At 60.0% G+C, this 21,358-nt stretch carries 18 protein-coding genes and 1 pseudogene; 3 read left to right on the forward strand and 16 right to left on the reverse strand.

Annotation, left to right across the window (positions count from 1 at the left end; translation table 11 throughout):
• Positions 1 to 89 precede the first annotated feature (89 nt).
• The 4 genes from ACW9JC_RS19525 to argH form a co-directional block, all read right to left on the reverse strand.
• On the reverse strand, positions 90 to 914 hold the full coding sequence (locus tag ACW9JC_RS19525; protein WP_457456932.1) for an ABC transporter substrate-binding protein: 825 nt from the start codon (positions 912 to 914) through the stop codon (positions 90 to 92).
• 39 nt (positions 915 to 953) lie between these two features.
• Positions 954 to 1,718: an amino acid ABC transporter ATP-binding protein gene (locus ACW9JC_RS19530; RefSeq protein ID WP_338581046.1), complete on the reverse strand. Its 765-nt coding sequence runs from the start codon at positions 1,716 to 1,718 to the stop codon at positions 954 to 956.
• 10 nt (positions 1,719 to 1,728) lie between these two features.
• Complete coding sequence (locus ACW9JC_RS19535) at positions 1,729 to 2,607, reverse strand: amino acid ABC transporter permease (protein ID WP_416130374.1); 879 nt, start codon at positions 2,605 to 2,607, stop codon at positions 1,729 to 1,731.
• Between the two features lie 150 nt (positions 2,608 to 2,757).
• A complete protein-coding gene (gene argH / locus ACW9JC_RS19540) occupies positions 2,758 to 4,185 on the reverse strand; it encodes an argininosuccinate lyase (protein ID WP_457456934.1) in 1,428 nt (475 codons plus the stop codon).
• A gap of 307 nt (positions 4,186 to 4,492) precedes the next feature.
• Here argH and ACW9JC_RS19545 point away from each other — a divergent pair, with 307 nt between their 5' ends.
• On the forward strand, positions 4,493 to 5,458 hold the full coding sequence (locus ACW9JC_RS19545) for a LysR family transcriptional regulator (RefSeq protein ID WP_457456936.1): 966 nt from the start codon (positions 4,493 to 4,495) through the stop codon (positions 5,456 to 5,458).
• Positions 5,459 to 5,615: 157 nt separating this feature from the next.
• Here the strand turns inward: ACW9JC_RS19545 and ACW9JC_RS19550 are convergent, their stop codons facing one another.
• On the reverse strand, positions 5,616 to 6,995 hold the full coding sequence (locus ACW9JC_RS19550) for a UDP-glucose dehydrogenase family protein (RefSeq protein WP_457456938.1): 1,380 nt from the start codon (positions 6,993 to 6,995) through the stop codon (positions 5,616 to 5,618).
• Between the two features lie 180 nt (positions 6,996 to 7,175).
• On the opposite strand from ACW9JC_RS19550, the gene ACW9JC_RS19555 reads away from it, so the two are divergent.
• Positions 7,176 to 8,114, forward strand: a complete 939-nt coding sequence (locus ACW9JC_RS19555; RefSeq protein ID WP_457456940.1) for a site-specific integrase — start codon at positions 7,176 to 7,178, stop codon at positions 8,112 to 8,114.
• Between the two features lie 73 nt (positions 8,115 to 8,187).
• Here the strand turns inward: ACW9JC_RS19555 and ACW9JC_RS19560 are convergent, their stop codons facing one another.
• The 10 genes and pseudogenes from ACW9JC_RS19560 to ACW9JC_RS19605 form a co-directional block, all read right to left on the reverse strand.
• A complete protein-coding gene (locus tag ACW9JC_RS19560) occupies positions 8,188 to 9,258 on the reverse strand; it encodes an ABC transporter ATP-binding protein (RefSeq protein ID WP_338581039.1) in 1,071 nt (356 codons plus the stop codon).
• Positions 9,255 to 10,853: an ABC transporter permease gene (locus ACW9JC_RS19565; RefSeq protein WP_457456943.1), complete on the reverse strand. Its 1,599-nt coding sequence runs from the start codon at positions 10,851 to 10,853 to the stop codon at positions 9,255 to 9,257. The genes ACW9JC_RS19560 and ACW9JC_RS19565 overlap by 4 nt, the downstream gene beginning before the upstream one ends.
• A 3-nt stretch (positions 10,854 to 10,856) precedes the next feature.
• The gene (locus ACW9JC_RS19570) at positions 10,857 to 11,870 is read right to left on the reverse strand and encodes an iron ABC transporter substrate-binding protein (protein ID WP_457456945.1); all 1,014 of its coding nucleotides are present in this window, start codon (positions 11,868 to 11,870) and stop codon (positions 10,857 to 10,859) included.
• Positions 11,871 to 12,007: 137 nt separating this feature from the next.
• Entirely contained in the window at positions 12,008 to 12,565 is a 558-nt protein-coding gene (locus ACW9JC_RS19575) for a PqiC family protein (protein WP_457456947.1), read from the reverse strand.
• A 17-nt stretch (positions 12,566 to 12,582) separates the two neighbouring features.
• Positions 12,583 to 14,259: a PqiB family protein gene (locus ACW9JC_RS19580; RefSeq protein WP_457456949.1), complete on the reverse strand. Its 1,677-nt coding sequence runs from the start codon at positions 14,257 to 14,259 to the stop codon at positions 12,583 to 12,585.
• On the reverse strand, positions 14,240 to 14,899 hold the full coding sequence (locus ACW9JC_RS19585) for a paraquat-inducible protein A (RefSeq protein WP_457456951.1): 660 nt from the start codon (positions 14,897 to 14,899) through the stop codon (positions 14,240 to 14,242). Before ACW9JC_RS19585 ends, ACW9JC_RS19580 begins: the two co-directional genes overlap by 20 nt.
• Positions 14,896 to 15,492: a paraquat-inducible protein A gene (locus tag ACW9JC_RS19590; RefSeq protein ID WP_457456953.1), complete on the reverse strand. Its 597-nt coding sequence runs from the start codon at positions 15,490 to 15,492 to the stop codon at positions 14,896 to 14,898. The genes ACW9JC_RS19585 and ACW9JC_RS19590 overlap by 4 nt, the downstream gene beginning before the upstream one ends.
• Positions 15,493 to 15,730: 238 nt before the next feature.
• Positions 15,731 to 17,098: pseudogene (locus ACW9JC_RS19595) on the reverse strand (NAD(P)/FAD-dependent oxidoreductase); the annotation flags it as partial.
• On the reverse strand, positions 17,029 to 18,117 hold the full coding sequence (locus tag ACW9JC_RS19600) for a polyamine ABC transporter substrate-binding protein (RefSeq protein ID WP_338581030.1): 1,089 nt from the start codon (positions 18,115 to 18,117) through the stop codon (positions 17,029 to 17,031). The gene ACW9JC_RS19600 and the pseudogene ACW9JC_RS19595, both read right to left, overlap by 70 nt.
• Before the next feature lie 154 nt (positions 18,118 to 18,271).
• Positions 18,272 to 19,630: a glutamine synthetase family protein gene (locus ACW9JC_RS19605; RefSeq protein WP_457456955.1), complete on the reverse strand. Its 1,359-nt coding sequence runs from the start codon at positions 19,628 to 19,630 to the stop codon at positions 18,272 to 18,274.
• 161 nt (positions 19,631 to 19,791) lie between these two features.
• On the opposite strand from ACW9JC_RS19605, the gene ACW9JC_RS19610 reads away from it, so the two are divergent.
• A complete protein-coding gene (locus ACW9JC_RS19610; RefSeq protein ID WP_457456957.1) occupies positions 19,792 to 20,721 on the forward strand; it encodes a helix-turn-helix domain-containing protein in 930 nt (309 codons plus the stop codon).
• On the opposite strand, the gene ACW9JC_RS19615 is transcribed toward ACW9JC_RS19610, so the two are convergent.
• Positions 20,718 to 21,314, reverse strand: a complete 597-nt coding sequence (locus ACW9JC_RS19615; RefSeq protein WP_457456959.1) for a cupin domain-containing protein — start codon at positions 21,312 to 21,314, stop codon at positions 20,718 to 20,720. The two genes, ACW9JC_RS19610 and ACW9JC_RS19615, sit on opposite strands and share 4 nt — an antisense overlap.
• Between the last annotated feature and the right edge of the window lie 44 nt (positions 21,315 to 21,358).

Consider the following 21,358-nt stretch of genomic DNA (forward strand, 5'->3'; position numbering starts at 1 on the left):
AGGTCATCAAATTCAGCATCTCTGTTGGCTGAGGCACCGCCATCGCGGGCAAGCCCGCTCCCACAGGTATTGCATTTATTTTTTCGAAATTACTTCCCGGCGTTAACCGTCACAGTCTTGATCGCACCCAGTTCCAGGTCCCACTTCTTCAGGATCGCCTGATAGCTGCCGTCGTCGATCATGCTCTGCAGCGCAACCTTCACCGCTTCGCTCAGCTCAGGCTTTTTCTTGCTCACGCCAAGGCCGGTGAACTGCTCGGAGATCGGCAGGCCCACGGTCTTGTACATGTCCTTTTCCTGGGTCTTGAGATACGACAGGGTTTCACTGCCCTGCATCGCCGCGTCGATGCGGCTCTGGCGCAGTTGTGCGCGGGCATCGGCCGAGCCTTCGGTGCCGATCACGTTGATCGCAGGCTTGCCGGCGGCTTCACAGTTGGCCTTGCTCCACTCGGCGATTTCCGCCGGGAACGTGGTGCGACGGCTGGTGCCGACTTTCTTGCCGCACAGGTCAATGATCTCGTTGGTGTCCTTGTTTTTCTGCAAGGTGTAGAACTGCGGGCCGCTGGTGAAGTAGTCGACGAAGGTCACGCTGGCCTGACGCTCGGCGGTGTCGGTCATGCCCGACAGCACCATGTCCACACGGTCGGTGGTCAGCGCGTTGATCATTTGCTCGAAGCCGGTTTCCTGCCATTTGATCTTCACACCCAGGCGCTCGGCCAAGGCGTTGCCCAGGTCATAGTCGAGGCCGGTGAGGGTGTTGGTGGCCGGGTCCTTGAAATCCATCGGCGGGTAGTTCGGCATGATCGCGACGACGATCTCGCCCTTTTCCTTGATGCTGGCCGGCAATTCGGCGGCGAAACTGAAGCCGGAGGCCATGACGCCTGCGAGTACTGCTGGGATGACGAAGTTCTTCATGGTCGTTCTCTTATGAGTGTTGTGAGCGTCAACGGACGCTTAGGTTCGAACGGCAGAAATGAAGCTTTGGGTGCGTGGGTTTTGCGGACTTATTAGTATTTCTTCGGGGCTTCCAGCCTCCACGATCTGCCCGCCGTCCATGAACACCATGCGGTTGGAAACCTCGCGAGCGAAGCCCAGTTCATGGGTGACGACGATCATGGTCATGCCGGTTTGCGCCAGATCGCGCATCACCGACAGCACCTCACCGACCAGTTCCGGGTCGAGTGCCGAAGTGGGTTCATCGAACAGCATCAGCTTGGGACGCATGGCCAGTGCACGGGCAATGGCCACGCGTTGTTGCTGACCACCCGACAGCTCGATCGGGTAGCTGTTGCGTTTGTCGGCCAGGCCGACGCGGGCCAGCAGTTCCAGGGCTTCTTCGTGCGCTTCTTTGGGCGAACGCTTGAGCACCTGGCACGGGCCTTCGATGATGTTTTGCAGCACAGTCATGTGCGGGAACAGGTTGAAGCGCTGGAACACCATGCCGGTGGACAGCCGCTGTCGGGCGATCTGCGACTCGTTGAGTTCGTGCAGTTTGTTGCCTACGACGCGGTAACCCACCAGTTCGCCGTCGACCCACAGGCCGCCCTTGTCGATCTTTTCCAGCTGGTTGACGCAGCGCAGCAAGGTGCTCTTGCCGGAGCCGGACGGGCCGATGATGCACAGCACTTCGCCTTGCTCGACTTCGATGTTGACGTCCTTGAGCGCGTGGAACTGGTCGTAATACTTGTTCAGGCTCACGGCCTTGACGATGCTTCTCATGTCGGATTCCTCAAGAACGCTTGCCGGCGCCGCGAGCGAAACGACGCTCCAGACGGCTTTGACCGAAGGACAGGACGGTGACGGTGGCCAGGTACCAGATACCGGCGACGATCAGCAGCTCCATCACGCGGGCGTTGGCGTAGTAGATGTTCTGCGCGTTGTAGAGCAGTTCCGAGTACTGGATGACACTCGCCAGCGAGGTCATTTTCACCATGCCGATGAACTCGTTGCCCACTGGCGGAATGATGACCCGCATGGCCTGCGGCAAGATGACTCGGCGCAGCGCTTGCAGACGCGGCATGCCGATCGACTTGGCGGCTTCGTACTGGCCGGTGTCCACCGAGAGCAGGCCGGCGCGCACCACTTCGGCGGTGTAGGCACCCTGGTTGATGCTCAAACCGAGCAGCGCAGCCACGAACGGCGTCATCAGGCTCACGGTGTCGACTTCGATCAGACCGGGAATGCCGATGGTGGGGAAGATCAGCGCCAGGTTGAACCACAACAGCAGTTGCAAAATCAGCGGCGTACCGCGAAACAGCCAGGTGTACGTCACCGCCACATAGCGCAGGATCGGGTTGGCCGACATGCGCATGATCGCGGTGATCACCCCGAACACGATGCCCAGCGCCATCGCCAGCACGGCCATGACGATGGTGTTGAGCAAACCCCACATGATCGCCTGGGAGGTGAGGAACTGGCCGATGTACGACCATTCGATCTTGCCTTCGGCGAAGGCGCGCACCAGGCCCAAAATGGCGATGACGATGACCGTGGCGAAGAAAATCCGCCCGTAGTAGCGCCGTGGCACGTGTTGGTACTGGGTAATGTCGAACTGGTTTTCCGCCAGTTTGCGCTCCGCCTGGAGTCGTTCTGCCTGTGTCTGGCTCATGTTGGTTCTCCGAACTGTTCTTTCAAATCCACCACGGTCCCTGTGGGAGCTGGCTTGCCAGCGATTGCGGTGGGCCATCCAGCGTCAGTGTCGACTGGCTAGACGCCATCCCTGGCAATCCAGCTCCCACAGGGTTATGTGTTGTGGCCGTTATAGGCGGAAGCCCTGGTAGTTTTCGGTCCACGCGTGCTGCGCAGCGAGGGCGGTTTTCAACCGGCCGATCTGCTCGCGCACCTGTTGCGGCGCGGTGCCGCCCCAGCCGCTGCGGGCAGCGATGGCGGCTTCCAGGGTCAGGCTTTCGCGGACTTCCGGGGTCAGGCGTGGATCGATCTCGGCCAGCAAGGCCGGCGAGGCTTCCCATAATTCGATGTCGTGTTTTTCACAGGCCTTCACCAGTGCGCCGGTGATTTCATGGGCTTCCTTGAACGGCACACCGCGCATCGCCAGCCAGTCGGCGACTTCGGTGGCGAGGGTGAAGCCCAGTGGCGCCTGGCGTCGCAGTTCTTCAACGTTGACGGTCATGGTCGCGACCATCCCGGCCATGGCCGGCAGCACCAGCAACAGGGTGTCGACGCTGTCGAGCACGCCGTTCTTGTCTTCGCTCAAGTCGCGGTTGTACGACAGCGGCAGGGATTTCAAAGTGGACAGCAGACCGGTCAGATTGCCGATCAGGCGTCCGGCCTTGCCCCGCGCCAGTTCGGCGATGTCCGGGTTTTTCTTCTGCGGCATGATCGAGCTGCCGGTGGCGTAGGCGTCGTCAAGCGCGACCCAGCGAAATTGCCGCGACGACCACAGGCAGAACTCTTCAGCCAGGCGCGAAATGTTGATGCCGAGCATGCTGGCGATGAACAGGAATTCGGCGACGTGATCGCGGCTGGCCACGGCGTCGATGGAGTTTTCGCACACTCCGCTGTAACCCATTTCTTTTGCCGATTGCTGCGGCAGGCGAGCGATGGCCGAACCGGCCATGGCCGCCGCGCCCAGTGGCGACAGCGAGGTGCGAGCGTCCCAGTCCACCAGGCGCTGCACGTCACGCAGCATCGATTGCGAATGAGCCAGAAGGTGATGGGCGAAGACGATTGGCTGCGCCTGCTGCAAGTGGGTGAAACCGGGGCAAATGCTCTCGATGTGTTGCTCGGCCTGATCCACCAGCGCGTGCTGCAAGGCCAACACTTCGACGGCTAGGGTGCGTACGTGATCGCGCAGGAACAGACGCAGGTCGTTGGCGGTCTGGTCGTTGCGTGAACGGCCGGCACGAAGTTTGCCGCCCAGCGCGCCGAGGCGTTCGGTCAGCAGGCGTTCGATGAAGGTGTGAACGTCTTCGTCGTCCAGGGTCGGGGCAATGCTGCCGGCGCGGAAGTCAGCGCCGATGCGTTCCAGTGCGTCGAGCATGGTCAGGGTTTCTTGCTCGCTCAACAGCCCGGCGCGTTGCAGTTCCCGGGCATGGGCCTTGGACCCGGCGAGGTCGTACGGGGTCAGGCGGAAGTAGCGCTCGGGGCAACGGGAGAGAGCGGCCAGGGCTTCGGACGGACCGCTTTTGAAGCGAGCACCCCAGAGACGGTCGGTAGCTTGAGACATTGTTGTTTTCCTCGTCGGTAACGCGAACTGAAATCGGTGTGCCAGACCTGAAATACGTGGCGAAAATCAATCGGCCGTAATCAGGTCAGTTAAAAATCAAGGGCAGGGGATCAGCGCAGTTGCAAAGGGGCGAGAGCTGATCGAAGTGTCAGCTTTTAATGTTTCGAGATCAGTGAGTTGGCACTGATGTTCGGGATTTTTTGGCGGTTGCCAAGCCTGGTTTTCTGTGTTCATTATTATTAGGCCAGCTATGTTTTTGTTGATGGGCACAGATTGTTGAATGCGGCGCCAGAGGTAAATAAGCATTATGGAAACCCCACTTTCCAATTCCGGAAACCCGCCGCCGAAAACGCTGCAACGGGCCCCGTTGGCCCTGAGCGGGCTGGACTTCAAATTGCTCAAGGTGTTCAAGGCCGTGGTCGAAGCGGGCGGTTTCAGTGCGGCGCAGAACGAGCTGAATGTGGGGCTGGCCGCCATCAGCAAACAGATCTCCGACCTGGAAATCCGCATCGGCATGCGCTTGTGCACCCGAGGTCGCGAGGGGTTTCACCTGACCGAAGAAGGGCGCCTGGTGTACCAGGCGTCGATTGATCTGTTTGCTTCGGTGGACAACTTTCGTGACCGGCTTAGTTCAGCGCAGAACGAACTTATTGGCGATCTGGGTGTGGGGGTTATCGATAACACGATATCCGACGTTAATTCACCTTTAGTTGCTGCGCTTAGAAGGATTAACGAGCAATCACCGAAGGTCAGATTTCAACTTCAGGCCACTCAGTTGGATGAAGTGGAAAGAGGGGTGGTAGAGGGCCGGTTAGTGGCTGGAATCGTGCCGGTTTATCAGAAACGTGAAGAGTTTGACTACTACGCATTATATGAAGAACGTTCGGAGGTTTATTGCGCGGTCGGCCACCCTTTGTTCACCATGGCCGACACGGAAATGGGCAGCAACGTGCTCAAGGATCACGAGTGCATCAATCACCGTTACGCGATTCATCGCGACAAGCTCAACTTTGCCCACTACGACAGTTTTTCCGCCTCGGCGACCCAGGTCGAAGCCGTGGCCCTATTGATCAAGACCGGCCGTTTCGTGGGTTTCCTACCGCAGCACTATGCAGCGCCGATGGTGGAGCGGGGCGAGTTTCGCGCGGTGCGCCCGGATCTGATCAACATCGTCACGCCGTTCAATCTGATCCTTCGGCATAACACCGTCCGCAGTCCGTTGGTGAAGGCATTTGCCCAGGCGTTGGGGGTTGATTTGAAGGCGTTGGTTTAATCCTTTTCAAATACTTGCAAGCAAATAACAGAAAACCCCTATCCAGTAGGAGCTGCCGCAGGCTGCGATCTTTTGATCTTGTTCTTTACCAGACATAAGGCTGCCGAAGATCAAAAGATCGCAGCCTTCGGCAGCTCCTACAAAAGGCGGGTAGTTGTTATGCCACCACCTGAGCAGCAGGCCATTGCTGATATGGAATCGGCAACTTGCGTGATTCGCCCCGGCCCATCGGGAAGTACATGAAACCATTACGCGCCAGGCGTTCGGCGTCGTACAGGTTGCGGCCGTCGAAGATCACCGGTGCATTGAGCCGTTGGCGAATAAGCTCGAAATCCGGGGCCTTGAACTGTTGCCACTCGGTGCAGATGATCAGCGCGTCGGCGCCGTTCAACACCGATTCCGGCGTGCCCATCAGCATCAGTTTCGCTTCCTCGGGATACAGGTTCTGGGTTTCCTGCATAGCTTCCGGGTCGAATGCGCGCACATTGGCGCCAGCGGCCCACAGCGCTTCGAGTAGCACGCGGCTCGGTGCATCGCGCATGTCGTCGGTGTTCGGCTTGAACGCCAGGCCCCACACGGCAAAGGTCTTGCCGCGTAAATCGCCCTTGTAGAACGCCTTGATGCGTTCGAACAGTTTGTGTTTCTGCCGCTGGTTGATGGCTTCCACCGCTTGCAGCAGGTCGCTGGAGCAGTGCGCCTCTTCGGCGCTGTGGATCAGGGCGCGCATGTCCTTGGGAAAGCACGAACCGCCATAACCGCAACCGGGGTAGATGAAGTGGTAGCCGATGCGCGAATCGGCGCCAATGCCCAGGCGTACCGATTCGATGTCGGCGCCCAGGTGCTCGGCCAGTTCGGCGATCTGGTTGATGAAGCTGATCTTGGTCGCCAGCATGCAGTTGGCGGCGTACTTGGTCAGCTCGGCGCTGCGCAGGTCCATGAACATGATGCGCTCATGATTGCGGTTGAACGGCGAGTACAGATCGCGCATCACGTCACGCACCTCTTCGCGTTCGCAGCCGATGACGATGCGGTCCGGGCGCCGGCAATCGGCCACGGCCGAGCCTTCTTTCAGAAATTCGGGATTGGAGACGATATCGAATTGCAGCAAACGGCCGACCTTGATCAGGCACTTGTCGATGTGCGCACGCAAGGTGTCGCCGGTGCCCACCGGTACTGTGGATTTTTCCACCAGGATCACCGGTTGTTCACGATGCCGCGCCACCGCTTCACCCACCGACAGCACGTAACGCAAATCCGCCGAGCCATCCTCACGGGATGGCGTGCCGACCGCGATGAACAACACCTGGCCGTGTTGCACGGCGAACTTTTCGTCGGTGGTGAACTGCAACCGTTTGGCATCCAGGCTTTCGCGCACCAGGCTGGCCAGCCCCGGTTCGAAAATGCTCACGTGGCCCTGTTGCAGTAACTCGACTTTTTTCTCGTCAATGTCCATGCACACCACGTCATGCCCGACTTCAGCCAGGACGGCGGCTTGCACCAGGCCAACGTAACCGCTACCAAATACACTGATTTTCATGGCTTGCTCCTGCCGCGATCGACTGCGTTCGAGGATTGCATCACCATGTTTCAATTCATCTATCAGCAGAGCGGTGGCCCCTGTCGGCGACATTTGACTTTATCGGCCATGACCGGCAGCGTAACGACCCTCTTTGTCTGCACACCGTTTGTTGCTACTTCTTTTTCAAGGCCGTTTCGTTTGATTGACCTACCCGATGTTGATTCAAGTACCCCCAGGACCAACCCGCTGACCGTGTATCTGGCGCGATTGGCACCGTCCAGCCAACTGACCATGCGTTATGTATTGCAGGACGCCGCCGACCGCCTGGGCTTCGAAGACGTGAACATGGAGGAGATTCCCTGGCATGAGTTGCAGCCCGAGGACGTGATTGCGCTGGTGGCAACGTTGCGCACGGACGGCTATGCGCCGAATACCTCGTCGCTGTACGTCAACGCAGTGCGCGGGGTGATGAACGAAGCGTGGCGCATGAGCCTGATCAGCCAGGAACACTTGCTGAAAATGCGCTCGGTCAAGGGCATTGCCGGCACGCGTTTGTCCCAAGGGCGCAATCTGCGACGTACGTTGATTCAGGAGCTGATGGAAGTCTGCGCCGCCGATCCACGGCCACAGGGCCTGCGCGATGCGGCCATCATCGGGATTCTGTACGGTTCGGGGATGCGCAAATCGGAATCGGTGAACCTGGACCTCAACCAGGTGGATTTCACCGAACGCAGCCTGCGGGTCACGGCCAAAGGCAACAAGCAGTTGATCAAGTACGCCCCGGCCTGGGCTTTCGCCAAACTTGATGCCTGGCTGGAGTTGCACCGTTCACAGCTCAAGGAAGGCGAAGCGGACGATACGTTCCTGTTCAATCGCATTCGCCGGGGCAGCCACATCACCCGCGAGCGCATCACCAAGCATGCGATCTACTACATCGCCCGGCAGCGCGGGGCGCAGGTGGGGGTGAAAATCATGCCCCATGATTTCCGCCGTTCGTTCATTACCCGGGTGATCGAGGAACACGACCTGTCGATCGCGCAGAAACTGGCCCACCACAGCAACATCCAGACCACCGCCAATTACGACGTGCGCGATGACAACGAGCGGCGCCGGGCGGTGGATCGCTTCGATCTTTGATCGGAAGGGCGCATCCTCCTGTAGGAGCTGTCGAGTGCAACGAGGCTGCGATCTTTTGATTTTTAAAGACAAGTCACGGCTCGCTGAGCACATGAGCATGGCCAATGGTCGAGACATGCACGGCGCTGCCGGCCGGTGGCGCGTACATGCCCGAGCTGCGTACCAGCAGTGAGCGTCCGGTGTCTTCGCCGGGGGCCATGGCCTGCAATTCCACGGTCAGGGTGCAGGTGTTGCCGCTGAAATCGCGGTCAGTCACCACCGCGCGGCAACCGGCGACTTCCGCGCTGTTGGGCAGGACGCTGGCGACCTGCAGTTGCTCGGGCCGCAGCATGATTTGCGCCGCACTGTTATTGCGGTGGTTGTTGACCGGTATCCGGCCCAGATCGCAATGGGCCCAGCCGGCTTCGATGCGGGCGGGCATGACCACCGCATCGCCGAGAAACAGCGCAGTCTGGACATCGTCGGGATAACGGTAAAGGTCCAGCGGATGCCCCGACTGCACCAGTCGACCGTGGCGCATCACCGCCAGTTGATCGGCGAAGGACAGCGCTTCGCTCTGATCATGGGTGACCAGGATGGTGGTGACCCCCGCTTCCGCCAGCAAACGCGCGACCAGTTTGCGCATGCTCGCGCGCAGGCCGGTATCGAGCGCGGAGAACGGTTCATCCAGCAGCATCAGCCGTGGCTGCTGGGCCAGGGCTCGTGCCAGCGCCACCCGTTGTTGCTGACCGCCGGACAGTTCGTGTGGCCAGCGTTCGGCCATGTTCGAATCCAGCGCCACGCTGTCCATCAGTTCCTCGACACGCTGTTGCTTTTCGCTGCCCTTGGTCGCCAGGCCGAAGCCGATGTTGGCGGCCACCGTCATGTGCGGGAACAGCGCGCCGTCCTGCGGCACATAACCAATCAGGCGTTGATGCGCCGGCACTTCATGGGTGCTGTCAACCAGCGTCTGGCCGTTGAGTGACAGACGCCCGGAGTCGGGAAACTCGAAACCGGCGATCATCCGCAGCAAGGTGGTTTTGCCCGACCCGGAAGGGCCGACAATCACCGTGCGGCTGCCGCTGGGCACGGACAGGCTGACATCGTCCAGCGCTCGGTGGGCGCCGTAGGATTTGTTCAGCGAATGCAGTTCTAGAGCGTTCATCGGCCAGCCGTTTTTTTGGATTGGTGATAAAGGATTCCGGTCAACGGAAGCGACAGCACAATCATCAGCAGCGCGTAGGGTGCCGCGGCGGCGTAGTCGATTTCGCTGGTCAGCGCCCAGAACCCGGTGGCCAGCGTGCGCGTACCGTTGGGAGCGAGCAGCAGGGTGGCGGTCAGTTCGTTGGTGATCGCCAGGAACACCAGCGCAGCGCCGGCAGCGGCGCCCGGTGCAGCCAGTCGCAGGGTAATCAGCCACAACGCCCGGACCGGCGAACGGCCAAGGCTGCGGGCGATGTTTTCCAGTTCCACCGGCGCCTGGGCGATGCCGGCGCGCAGGCTCACCAGCGCGCGGGGCAGAAACATCAGCAGATACGCCAGCAGCACGGTGATGGTGGTCTGGTAGATCGGCCGGGCAAAGTGAATGGTCACGGTGACCAGGGCCAACGCCACGACGATTCCCGGTAACGAGCTGGTGATGTAGTTGCAGCTTTCCAGTACCCGTTGCAATCGCCCCGGATAGCGAATTGACAGCCAGGCAATCGGGATCGCCGCGCAGGTGGTCAGGGCTGCACCGGCCACGCCGAACAACAGCGTCTGTTCCAGGGCCGGCAACAGTTCGCTCAAATCCCAGACCTGCACGCCACCGGCAATCAGCCATTGGCTCAGGGTGATCAGCGGCACGCCCAGCGCGAGGGCGCAGGTGGTGATCTGTAACGCAAGCCCGAGTGCGGTCGATGGGGTACGCAGGATCACGATTCGCTGTTCACGGGCGCTGCCCGAACCGACACGGGCATAGCGCGCCGTACCACGCGCGGCCGATTCAGCGGTCAGCATCGCCAGGCAGCACAGGGCGAGCACGCTGGCCAGCATGTGCGCGGCCGCGCCGTTGAAGGTGGATTTGAACTGATCGAAGATCGCCGTGGTGAAGGTATCGAAGCGAATCATCGCGTACAGGCCATATTCGGCCAGCAGATGCAGGCCCACCAGCAGCGCGCCGCCGCAGATCGCCAGGCGCAGTTGCGGCAACACCACCCGGAAAAACACCGCCCAGGGCTTGAGCCCGAGCGATTCGGCAACGTCTTCGATGGCCGGATCCAGTCGGCGCAACGTGGCGGCAACCGGCAAGTACAAAAACGGAAAATAGGCGATGACTGAAACCAGTACCCCGGCAAACAACCCGTGAATCGGCGGCACCAGGCTGACCCAGGCGTAACTGTGCACGAACGCCGGTACCGCCAGCGGTGCCGTCGCCAGCAAAGACCACCAGCGCCGTCCCGGCAGATCGGTGCGTTCGGTCAGCCAGGCCAACGTCACCCCGAGGGCGATGCACAGGGGCACGGTGATGACCACCAGCAACACGGTGTTGACCAGCAACTCGCCAACCCGTGGCCGGAACACCAGCGTGACCACCGTCGACCAACCTGTCTGCAAGGAAACGCCGATGACATAGGCAATCGGCAGCAGCGCCAATAACGAAACCAGCACCGACAAACCGACCACCCACGCGCCGCCACGGCTCGCGAACATGCCGCGTGATCGTCGGCGCAGGTTGGCGGGTATTGCGTCTGTGACACCCGCCGGCAGGATTTCAGGCATCAATTAAAGCAGTCCGGCCTGAGTCATCAGCTCCACGGCTTTTTTGCTGTCGAGTTTCGAGGCATCGACGGTTGGCGCGTCGAGCTGCTGCAAAGGCACCAGTTTTGGATTGGATTGAGCGTTCTTGCCCACGGCGTATTCAAACGATTTGCCGTCCTTGAGGATGGCCTGGCCGTCCTTGCCGGTAATCCATTTCAGGAACGCCTGGGCTTGTTCCTTGTGTTTGCTGGAGGCCAGAACGCCGCCACCGGAAATGCTGACGAACGCACCCGGGTCCTTGTGCTTGAAGTAATGCAGGGCAGTGTTCTTGCTGTTTTCGCCGGTCTTGGACTGATCGACGAAGCTGTAATAGTGATAGATCACGCCGCTGTCGATCTGCCCGGCATTCACCGCTTTGAGCACCGAGCTGTTGCCACGGTAGGCGGTGAAGTTGGTTTTCATGGCTTTCAACCAGTCAAGCGTCGCGGCTTCGCCTTTCTGTTCGAGAATGGCAGCGACGATGGCCTGGAAGTCGGCACCGCCCGGCGATGCGCCCCAGCGACCTTTCCAGCTCGGGTCGGCGAGGTCCATGATCGATTTCGGCAGTTGAGCTTCAGGCAGTTTGCTCGGGTTGTAGACGAACACCGTGGAGCGTGCGGCGATGCCCACCCACTTGCCGTGGGCCGGACGGTAGGCGGAATCGACTTGCTCCAGGGTGGTTTTGTCGACCGGCGCAAATAGCCCCGCATTATCGACCAGCACCATGGCCGGTGAGTTTTCGGTCAGGAACACATCGGCCGGCGAGGCGTCACCTTCCTGGACGATCTGGTTGCCCATTTCGGTGTCATCACCGTTGCGCATGGTGACCGGAATCCCGGTTTCCTGAGTGAAACCTTCAACCCAGGCCTTGGTCAGGCCTTCGTGCTGCGCGTTGTAGACCACTATGCCGACGCCATCGGCTGCGTACACATGGCCGGCGCTCACCAACGCGGTGGCCAGCAGGGCTTTTTTCAGGAAAGACGGGATACGGGAAATCATGCTGTGGCAGCTCCTGGCTTTTTAATCGAGCAAGCAGATTTGACGGGGAAGACGTCGATTATTGTAGATCAATAGGAATCATTTGCATGTTTGCGGCGCGGCAAATGTAAAGGGCCAAATGAGAAAAATTCGTCAAATCATTGGGTCGACGGACAACCTTTTTGCGAGCCGCTTGCCGCCTGGCTGATCACCGCTGCCAGACGCTTGACGTTGTTCTGCTGGGCCGCCACCAATTCATCAATGGACGGCCCAGAAGGTGTCTGCAAAGTGCTGCGACAGGTCAGCAGGGTGTTTTCATCGCCATTCGCACCGCGCAAGCGCCATTTGACGTCGATCAAGCCATATTGACCGGGAATCGAATCGAAGCGCTGCACTTCAAGACGCACCGAAACCCGACGTTGCGGATTGCTGTTGATCATCTGGTCGAGCAGGGCACTGCGCAGCTCATCCACCAGACTGGCGCCCCACCATTGGGTTTCGAGGATCGCCATGCCTGTATTGCCCTCGCGCACCACAATCTGCGGCCGGTCGACCTGCGGCGGAACGGTCAGGCCTTCGATCTGGATATCCGTCGTGGGCCTTGCGTTGCCGGTCAATTGGGCCGGGGTCAGGGTGTGGAACTGAATCGGGTCGCTGCGGCAAGCGGCAAGCAGCAACACAGCGGTCATCAGGGTCAGCTTGTGCGAAAAAGCCATGGGTGTTGCTCCTGTGGTCAATTGCGCGGTGGCGCTTGCAGGTCCATCGGCGCGGCATTGTTGGGCCGACCGCGAATCAGCGATTCCGGATGCCGCCCGAGGTAATCCGAAAGGTCACGCAAAGACCGCGACGTGCGTCCCAACTCGTCCAGCGTCTGTCCCAGTTTTTCCCGTTGCGGCGAATCTTCGGCCAGGGTCGAGTTGGCCGATTGCAACGTGGTATTGGCCGATTCCAGGGTCTTGCTCACGTTCGACAGGGTATTTTGTACCCCTGGCAGCGTCTTGCCGTTGAACTGGCTCAGGGTTTTGCGCATTTCCACGAGGTTGCTGTCAAGATTGCCGGCAATGCGTTCAACTGGCAGTTTGTTGATCTTGTCGACCATGGCTTCGAGTTTTTCCTGCAATTGCTCCAGGCTACCCGGAACGGTCGGAATCATGACCGGACGCGCCGTGGCATCGAAGGCGACTTTTTCGGCTTTCGGGTAGAAATCCAGCGCGATGTACAACTGGCCAGTCAACAGGTTTCCGGTGCGGGCCTGAGCGCGCAGACCGTTCTCGATGAACGTGCCGATCAGGCGCACGCCGCCGGCCTCGTCATTGGGATCATGATTGAGCGCGGCGAGCATTTTCGTATGGGCCTGCCCCAAACGTTGCGGGTAGATCACGATGCCGACGTTGAGCGGGAAGCTGCGTTTTTTTGCATCGAAATCGAGATTGATCGAAACGACCCTGCCGATTTCCATGCCGAGAAACTCCACCGGCGCATCGACCTTGAGCCCGCGCAGTGCCTGATCGAAGCGCAAGGCCAGGTATTGCGGTTTGCCATTGGGCGGGGCGAGGGCGGTTTGCTGGTCGTCGAACAGTTCGTAGGCGTATTCCTCAGGCGCCGGTTTGTCGTTGGGGCTGTACTCAGGCGCGCGGAATGCGATGCCGCCGACCAGGATCGAGGACAAGGACTCGGTCTTGACCGCGAAACCGTTGGCGCCGACGTTTACGTCAATACCGCTGGCGTTCCAGAACCGGGTGTTTTCGGTAACGTATTGATCGTTGGGCGCGTGGATGAACAATTCGATGTTCACGCCTTTGCCGTCCGGGTCCAGTTCATACGCCACGACTTGCCCAACCGGGATTTTGCGGTAGTAGACCGGGGAACCGATATCCAGCGAACCCAGGTCTTGGGTATGCAGGGTGAAACGTTTACCCGGCTCGCCATAGGTGATCGGTGGCGGGTTTTCCAGGCCCTTGAAATTCTTCGCGCGGCCATTGGCCTGGCCGATGTCGGCGCCGATGTAATCGCCGGACAGCAGTGTGTCGATGCCGGACACTCCACCCGCACCGATACGCGGACGCACCACCCAGAACTGCGAGTCTTCGCGGGTGAAGCTTTCAGCCTGCTTGGCCAGTTTGATGGTGGCGTTGACGCTTTTCTGGTCGTTGCTCAGATCCACATCCGTGACATGGCCGATCACCACGTTGCGGTACTTGACCTCGGTCTTGTTGGCGGTCAGGCCGTCACCAGTCTTGAAGGTGACCGTGATGGTCGGACCTTCCTTCAAGATGCTGTTGACCACCAGCGAAATCCCCACGAGTACCGCGACAATTGGCACGATCCATACCAATGAAACGCCGAAACGGCGGGTCTTGATCGGGGCCTGACCGGGGGCCTGTGGCCCGTCAGTGGCTTGAGACTGCATCCTTGACCTCCTCGTTTGGTTTATCCCGCTCTGCCTCTTTATCCCAGATCAGGCGCGGATCGAAACTCATGGCCGATAGCATGGTGAACACCACCACCAGTCCAAAAAACAGAATGCCCGCACGCGGCTCGATGTCGGCCAGGGCTTGAAACTTCACCAGTGAGGCCACCAGCGCGACCACGATCACGTCGAGCATCGACCAGTAGCCGATCACCTCGACGAAGCGGTACAGCTTCGAGCGCTCCTTGCGCGCCCACTCGCTGTCGCGTTGCACGGTGACCAGCAGCAACGTGATCGCCACGAACTTGATGCCCGGCACCGCGATACTGGCGATGAAAATGATCAGGGCGATGTCCCAGGCGCCAGCCTCCCAGAACTCCAGTACGCCGCTGATGATCGTGCTATCGGCACCGTTGCCGACCATTTTGGTGTTCATCACCGGCAGCAGATTGGCCGGAACATAGAACACCAGGGCGGTGATCATGTAGGCCCAGGTCCGGGTCAGCGAATTGGTCTTGCGTCGATGCAGCGGCGCGCCGCAGCGCTCACATTCGTGAGGCTGGCGGGTCATGTCACAGGCCAGGCCACAGCTGTGGCACAGGCACAGATTGAGGTCGTCGGCGACCGGAGGCGTATTCATGGGATGTCCCACAGATCACGGATGTCGCGGCCGGCGATACGGATCATCATCAGGCTGAGAACGGCCAGCGCGAACAAGCCGATGCCGGGCAGTACATCGAGCAATCCGGCAAGCTTGATCACCGCGACCATCGCCCCCAGCAGGCAGACTTCCAGCATGCTCCAGGGCCTCAACGTTTCCAGCCAGCGCATGCAGAACTTGAACCCCGGAGAGCGTCGATGGGCGAGGGCGTAGCTCAGGACCCAGATCAGCAGCGACAACTGGATAATCGGCGCGATGATCATGGCGATCGCGGCCACCATGGCGATGAACGTGATCGGCCCGAGGCTCAAGGCCAGCACCGAATCCCAAAGTGTTGCGCTGTTTTTCAGGCCTTTGAGGCTGATGCTCATGACCGGATAGAAATTGGCGAAGATCCACAGCATCAATGCGGTGAAGGTCAGCGCCAGGCGCTGCTCCACCGTCAGGCCGTTATAGCGCTGGAGCACGCCGCCGCAGCGCGTACACAGGGTTTTCTGATGCTTGGCGAGCGTCGCTTTTTTGTACACGCAGTCGCAGTGCTCGCAGATGATCAGTTGGGCATTCGTCGCCATGGGCCAGGCTCGACAGGAGGCAGGAATTGATGAGCACCCCCTCAATATAGAAGTGACTCGCAATTGAGCAAATCGAAAGGCGAAACAAGGGGATGGGTAGAAAGGGGAATACACAAAAACAATGTGGGAGCTAGCCTGCTGGCGATAGCGGTCTGGCATCAAACGAATTAATTGTCTGATACACCGCAATCGCTAGCAGGCTAGCTCCCACAGGGTGGTGCAAGGTAGCAGGGGGGGGTTAACCGAGGACTTCGCGCATCCGATACCACAACATGCCAAGGGCCAGCAGTGGCGAACGCAGGGCGCGGCCGCCGGGGAAGGTCATGTGCGGCACGGCGCTGAACACGTCGAAACCTTTGCTGTGGCCAGCATGGATCGCTTCGCCCAGCAACTTGGCGCACCAGTGGGTCACGTTCAGGCCATGACCGGAATAGCCTTGGGCGTAGAACACATTCGGGTGCTGGCTCAAGCGCCCGACCTGCGGGAAACGATTGGCCGTGATTCCGATCTTGCCGCCCCATTGATAGTCGATGCGCACGTTGGCCAGTTGCGGGAAGACCTTGAGCATCTGCGGGCGCATGTACGCGGTGATGTCCCGAGGATCGCGCCCGGAGTAATGGCAGGCGCCGCCAAACAACAGGCGTCGGTCCGCCGAGAGACGGTAGTAATCCAAACCGACTTTCTGGTCGCACAGCGCCACGTTGTGCGGGATCAACTCTGCCGCAAGCTCCGGCGACAACGGTTCGGTAGCGATGATGTAGCTACCGGCCGGCAGCACCTTGCCGCTGAGTTTCGGTTCGAGTTCTTCCAGGTGCGCGTTGCAACCGAGCACCAGACTGCCGGCGCGTACCGTGCCACCGGCACAACGCACCTGCACCGTGCTGCCATGGATCAGCTCCAGCACCGGGCTCTGTTCGAAGATATTCACGCCAAGGGATTGCGCAAGCTGCGCTTCGCCCAGGACCAGATTCAACGGATGCAAATGCCCCGAACCCATATCGATCAGGCCACCGGCATACACACCGGAATTCACCACTTGCTGACGAATCTGCTCAGGTTCGACCAAGCGGGTTTCGTGGGCGTAACCGGATTCCTTGAGCTCTGCGTATTCAGCTTTCAAACCGGCGAACTGCGCCGGGGTGTTGGCTAATTCGCAAAAGCCCCAGCGCAGGTCGCAATCGATCGCGTTTTCGCGAATGCGGTTACCCACTACTTGCACCGACTCCGTCCCGGCGTGCTCCAGATAGCGCACGCCTTCGGCACCAATGTGTTTGGCGAAACCGCTGACGTCGTGGCCGATCCCGCGTATCAATTGCCCGCCATTGCGCCCGCTGGCGCCCCAGCCAATTCGCCGCGCCTCCAGCAGGATCACCGAGAGCCCGCGCTGGGCCAGTTCGATGGCGGTGTTGACCCCGGTAAAACCGCCGCCGATCACGCAGACATCGGCCACGAGGTCTTCGCCCAGCGTTGGCCAGGGCCCAATGCCATGGGCCGACGCCGCGTAGTAGGAGTGGGTATGTTCCTGGGTGTACTGGTTCATTTGTTGGACTTCACTTTGCTCCACGAACGGGTCATCAGTCGCATGATCGACTGCGGCGGCGTGGTCGAGATGTAGAGCTTGTCGAGGACTTCCTGGGACGGGTAAACCTCGGGGTTGTTGACCAGTTCAGGGTCCATGTATTGCTTGGCGGCCGGGTTCGGGTTGGCGTAACCGACCGATGCGCTGACCTTGGCGATCACCTGCGGGTCGAGCAGGTAATTGATGAAGGCGTGGGCTTCTTTCGTGTTGCTGGCGTCGGCGGGAATGGCCAGCAGGTCGAACCACAAGTTCGCGCCTTCCTTGGGAATGGCGTAGGCGATGTTCACGCCGTTGCCGGCTTCCTTGGCGCGGTTGGCGGCCTGGAACACGTCGCCCGAGTAACCGAAGGCGACGCAGATATCGCCGTTGGCCAGGTCGGAGACGTACTTGGATGAGTGGAAATAGGTAATGTACGGACGGATGCTCAGCAGCTTGGCTTCGGCTTTCTTGAAGTCCTCGGGATTCTCGCTGCGCGGGTCCATGCCCATGTAGTTGAGCACCGCCGGGAACACTTCATCCGCCGAGTCCATCATCGACACGCCGCACGCGCTAAGTTTCTTGATGTTCTCCGGCTCGAACAGCACGGCCCAGGAATCGATGTGGTCGATGCCCAGCACTTGCTTGACCTTGTCGACGTTGTAACCGATGCCGTTGGTACCCCAAAGGTACGGCACCGAGTGCTCGTTGCCCGGATCGTTTTTCTCCAGCAGCGTCAGCAGTTTCGGATCGAGATTCTTGAAATTCGGCAGCTGTTCGCGATCCAGTTTGAGGAACGCGCCAGCCTTCACCTGACGGGCGAGGAAGTGGTTGGACGGCACCACCACGTCATACCCGGTGCGCCCGGCGAGCAGTTTGCCTTCCAGGGTTTCGTTGGAATCGAAGACGTCGTAGATCACCTTGATCCCGGTCTTGGCCTGGAAGTCGGCGAGGGTGGTTTCGCCGATGTAGTCGGTCCAGTTGTAGACGCTGACCTGCGGCTGGGCCTGCGCAACGGCGCTGAACAGAACGGCCAGCGCAACCGGGACCACGGATTTCAATAGACGCATATCGATACCTTCTTGGAATTATTGGGATCTATGGGTAATCACCACACCCTGTGGGAGCTGGCTTGCCAGCGATGGCGGGCTGTCAGTCGACAACGATGTTGAATGTGCCGCCCTAATCGCGGGCAAGCCCGCTCCCACAGGGAATGTGTGATGTTCAGACGCTGAGCATCAAGAACTCACGCTCCCAGGAACTGATCACCCGCTTGAAGTTCTCGTGCTCGGCGCGTTTGACCGCGACGTAGCCGCGCACGAATTTGTCGCCCAGATAACGGCCAATGGTTTCGCTTTCTTCCATCTGGGTCAGGGCGTCTTCGATGGTGATCGGCAGGCGCAGGTTGCGGCGTTCATAGGCGCGGCCCTGTACAGCGGCGCTCGGTTCGATGCGCTCGACCATGCCGAGGTAGCCGCACAACAGACTGGCGGCGATGGCCAGGTACGGGTTGGCGTCGGCACCCGGCAAGCGGTTTTCCACGCGCATGGCGTCCGGGCTGGAGGTCGGTACGCGCAGGCCGACGGTGCGGTTTTCTTCGCCCCATTCGACGTTCACCGGTGCCGAGGTGTCTGGCAGGAAGCGGCGGAACGAGTTGACGTTGGGTGCGAACATCGGCAGCACTTTCGGGATGTACTTCTGCAAGCCACCGATGTGATGCAGGAACAGCTCGCTCATGTTGCCATCCGCATCGGCAAAGATCGGCTGGCCGGTGGCGATGTCCACCACGCTCTGGTGAATGTGCATGGCGCTGCCCGGCTCGTCGCCGACCGGTTTGGCCATGAAGGTCGCCGCCACGTTGTGCTTGAGCGCCGCCTCACGCATGGTGCGTTTGAACACGGTGATCTGGTCGGCCAGGTCCAGCGCGTTACCGTGACGGAAGTTGATTTCCATCTGCGCCGGGCCGTCTTCGTGGATCAGCGTGTCGAGGTCCAGGCCTTGCAATTCGCACCAGTCATAGACGTCTTCGAACAGCGGATCGAATTCGTTCGCCGCGTCGATGGAGAACGACTGGCGACCACTTTCGGCACGACCCGAACGGCCCATCGGCGCCTTGAGCGGCAAGTCCGGGTCTTCGCAGCGCTGGGTCAGGTAGAACTCCATTTCCGGCGCAACGATTGGGCGCCAGCCTTTGTCGGTGTACAGCTGCAGGACTTTCTTCAGTACGTTGCGCGGCGACAATTCGATCGGGTTGCCGAACTTGTCGAAGGTGTCGTGGATCACGATGGCGGTCGGCTCGATGGCCCATGGCACCACGTAGACGGCGTCTGCATCCGGCTTGCAGACCATGTCGATATCGGCGGGGTCGAGCAGGTCGTAGTAGATGTCGTCGTCGACAAAGTCCCCGGTTACCGTTTGCAGAAGGACACTTTCCGGCAGGCGCATGCCTCGCTCATGCAGGAACTTGTTGGTCGGTGCAATTTTGCCGCGTGCAATGCCGGTCAGATCGCTGACGACGCACTCGACTTCGGTAATCTTGTGATCTTTCAGCCAAGTGAACAGCTGATCGAAAGGGACATTCATAAAGACCTCGTTATTGGTTTTATTAACGCCAGGAGAGGCCAGTTTCATCCGCCGGACACTTCCCCTGTAGCGCGTTGCCGTCTATCTTGGGCGAGCCTTGCGGTTCCATCTATCCACTTTAAGCAGCACAAAGCGCACCAAAAGAGTGCGCAAGGTCACCCATGACAAACTGTAATTCACTACAGGTTCAAGCGTTCAGTACCGCCGATGTCGCCGAGCAAATCCGCGCCACGCCGGGCTGGACCCAGCATTACCAACAGATGTCGCCGGGGCATTTCGCCGGTCTGGTGCGCTATCTGGATTTACAGGGCGTGGAGATTTACGAAGAGCACATGAACACCCGGGTCGAGCAGAACTTCAGCGCGCCCCAGGGTTCGCTGGCGTTCTGTTTTGATCGCAGCGACAACGCGCTTTATGTGCTCAATGGTGAAAGCCGCAACATCTGGATCACCCCGGAGAACTATCAGGAAATCGCCGTGGTGTTCGGGCCGGAATTCGTCCAGCGCAATAGCCTGGATGTGGCTCGGCTGGAGGGGTTGTTCATGGCGCCGCTCAACTCGCAGCAGAACGCTTTGTTCTGTCGCTGGCTCAGCGGCACGCTGACGCGGTTGTCCCAGACTTTCGATCCGCCGACCCGGGAAGCGCTCACTCAGCAATTGCTGGAGGATTGCCTGTTCATCCTCGATAACGCCTGTATCTGTCTCGATCAAGGCGCGTTGCAGCGCCGGGCCGGGGAACGGGCGATCATGAAACGGGTAGGGGAATGGGCGGCAGACACCCCGGAAGAACACCTCAACCTGCTGGAGTTGTCCCTGGTTGCCGGGGTTTCACTGCGCCAGTTGCAGCATGCGTTCAAGACCTACACCGGCATGGCGCCGACCCAATGGTTGCGCTTGCGCCGACTCAACAGCGCCCGCCGCGAACTGCTCAGCCGCACGCCAACGCAAACCACCGTCGCCGAAGTGGCGATGCACTGGTCGTTCTGGCATTTGGGTCGGTTTTCCAGCAGTTATCGCGCACTGTTCAAGGAGTTGCCGAGCGACACCTTGAAACGTGCGGGCAACACTGCGCTGGTGGGTCGGCGGCGTTAAAACGTCGGCGGCGTGATCACCCAGATCACCACCGCATCCACCTCGCCGGGATTGCCGTAACGGTGCGGCTCCTGGCTGGAGAAACTGAAGCTGTCGCCTTCGCTGAGCTGAAAATGACGCTCACCCACCCACAACTCGAAACTGCCGGACAGCAGATAACCGGCTTCTTCACCTTCATGGCTGTAGCTTTGCTGGCTGTAGGTGCCGGGCGGAAAACGCGAGTGGAGCATTTCCAGTTGTTGATTGGGTTGCGGCGTCAGTAACTGGTCGACGATGCCGTCCTCGTAATGCACGCTCAAGCGGCTGTTCTTGCGCACCACAACGCCGTCATCTTCAGGAGCGGTATTGGCTTCGCTGGCGAAAAACCACTGGATGGTTACGCCCAGACTGCGGGCGATGTTGAACAGTGCGGGAATCGACGGGTAGGCGAGGTTGCGTTCCAGTTGGCTGATGTAGCCGGCGGTGAGTTCGCTCTGCTGCGCCAGTTCCGCCAGGGTCATGCCCCGGCGTTTGCGCAGGCCGCGAATCCGCGTGCCGAGGAAGTGCGGTTCGGCGGCGCCGGTTGCGGGCTGTGATTTGCTGTTGGTGCTCATGGAAAATTCCGAACCGGGGGCTGAGCTGCGCCCCTGTAGGAGCT

This window comes from Pseudomonas sp. SDO5591_S426, assembly GCF_054070755.1.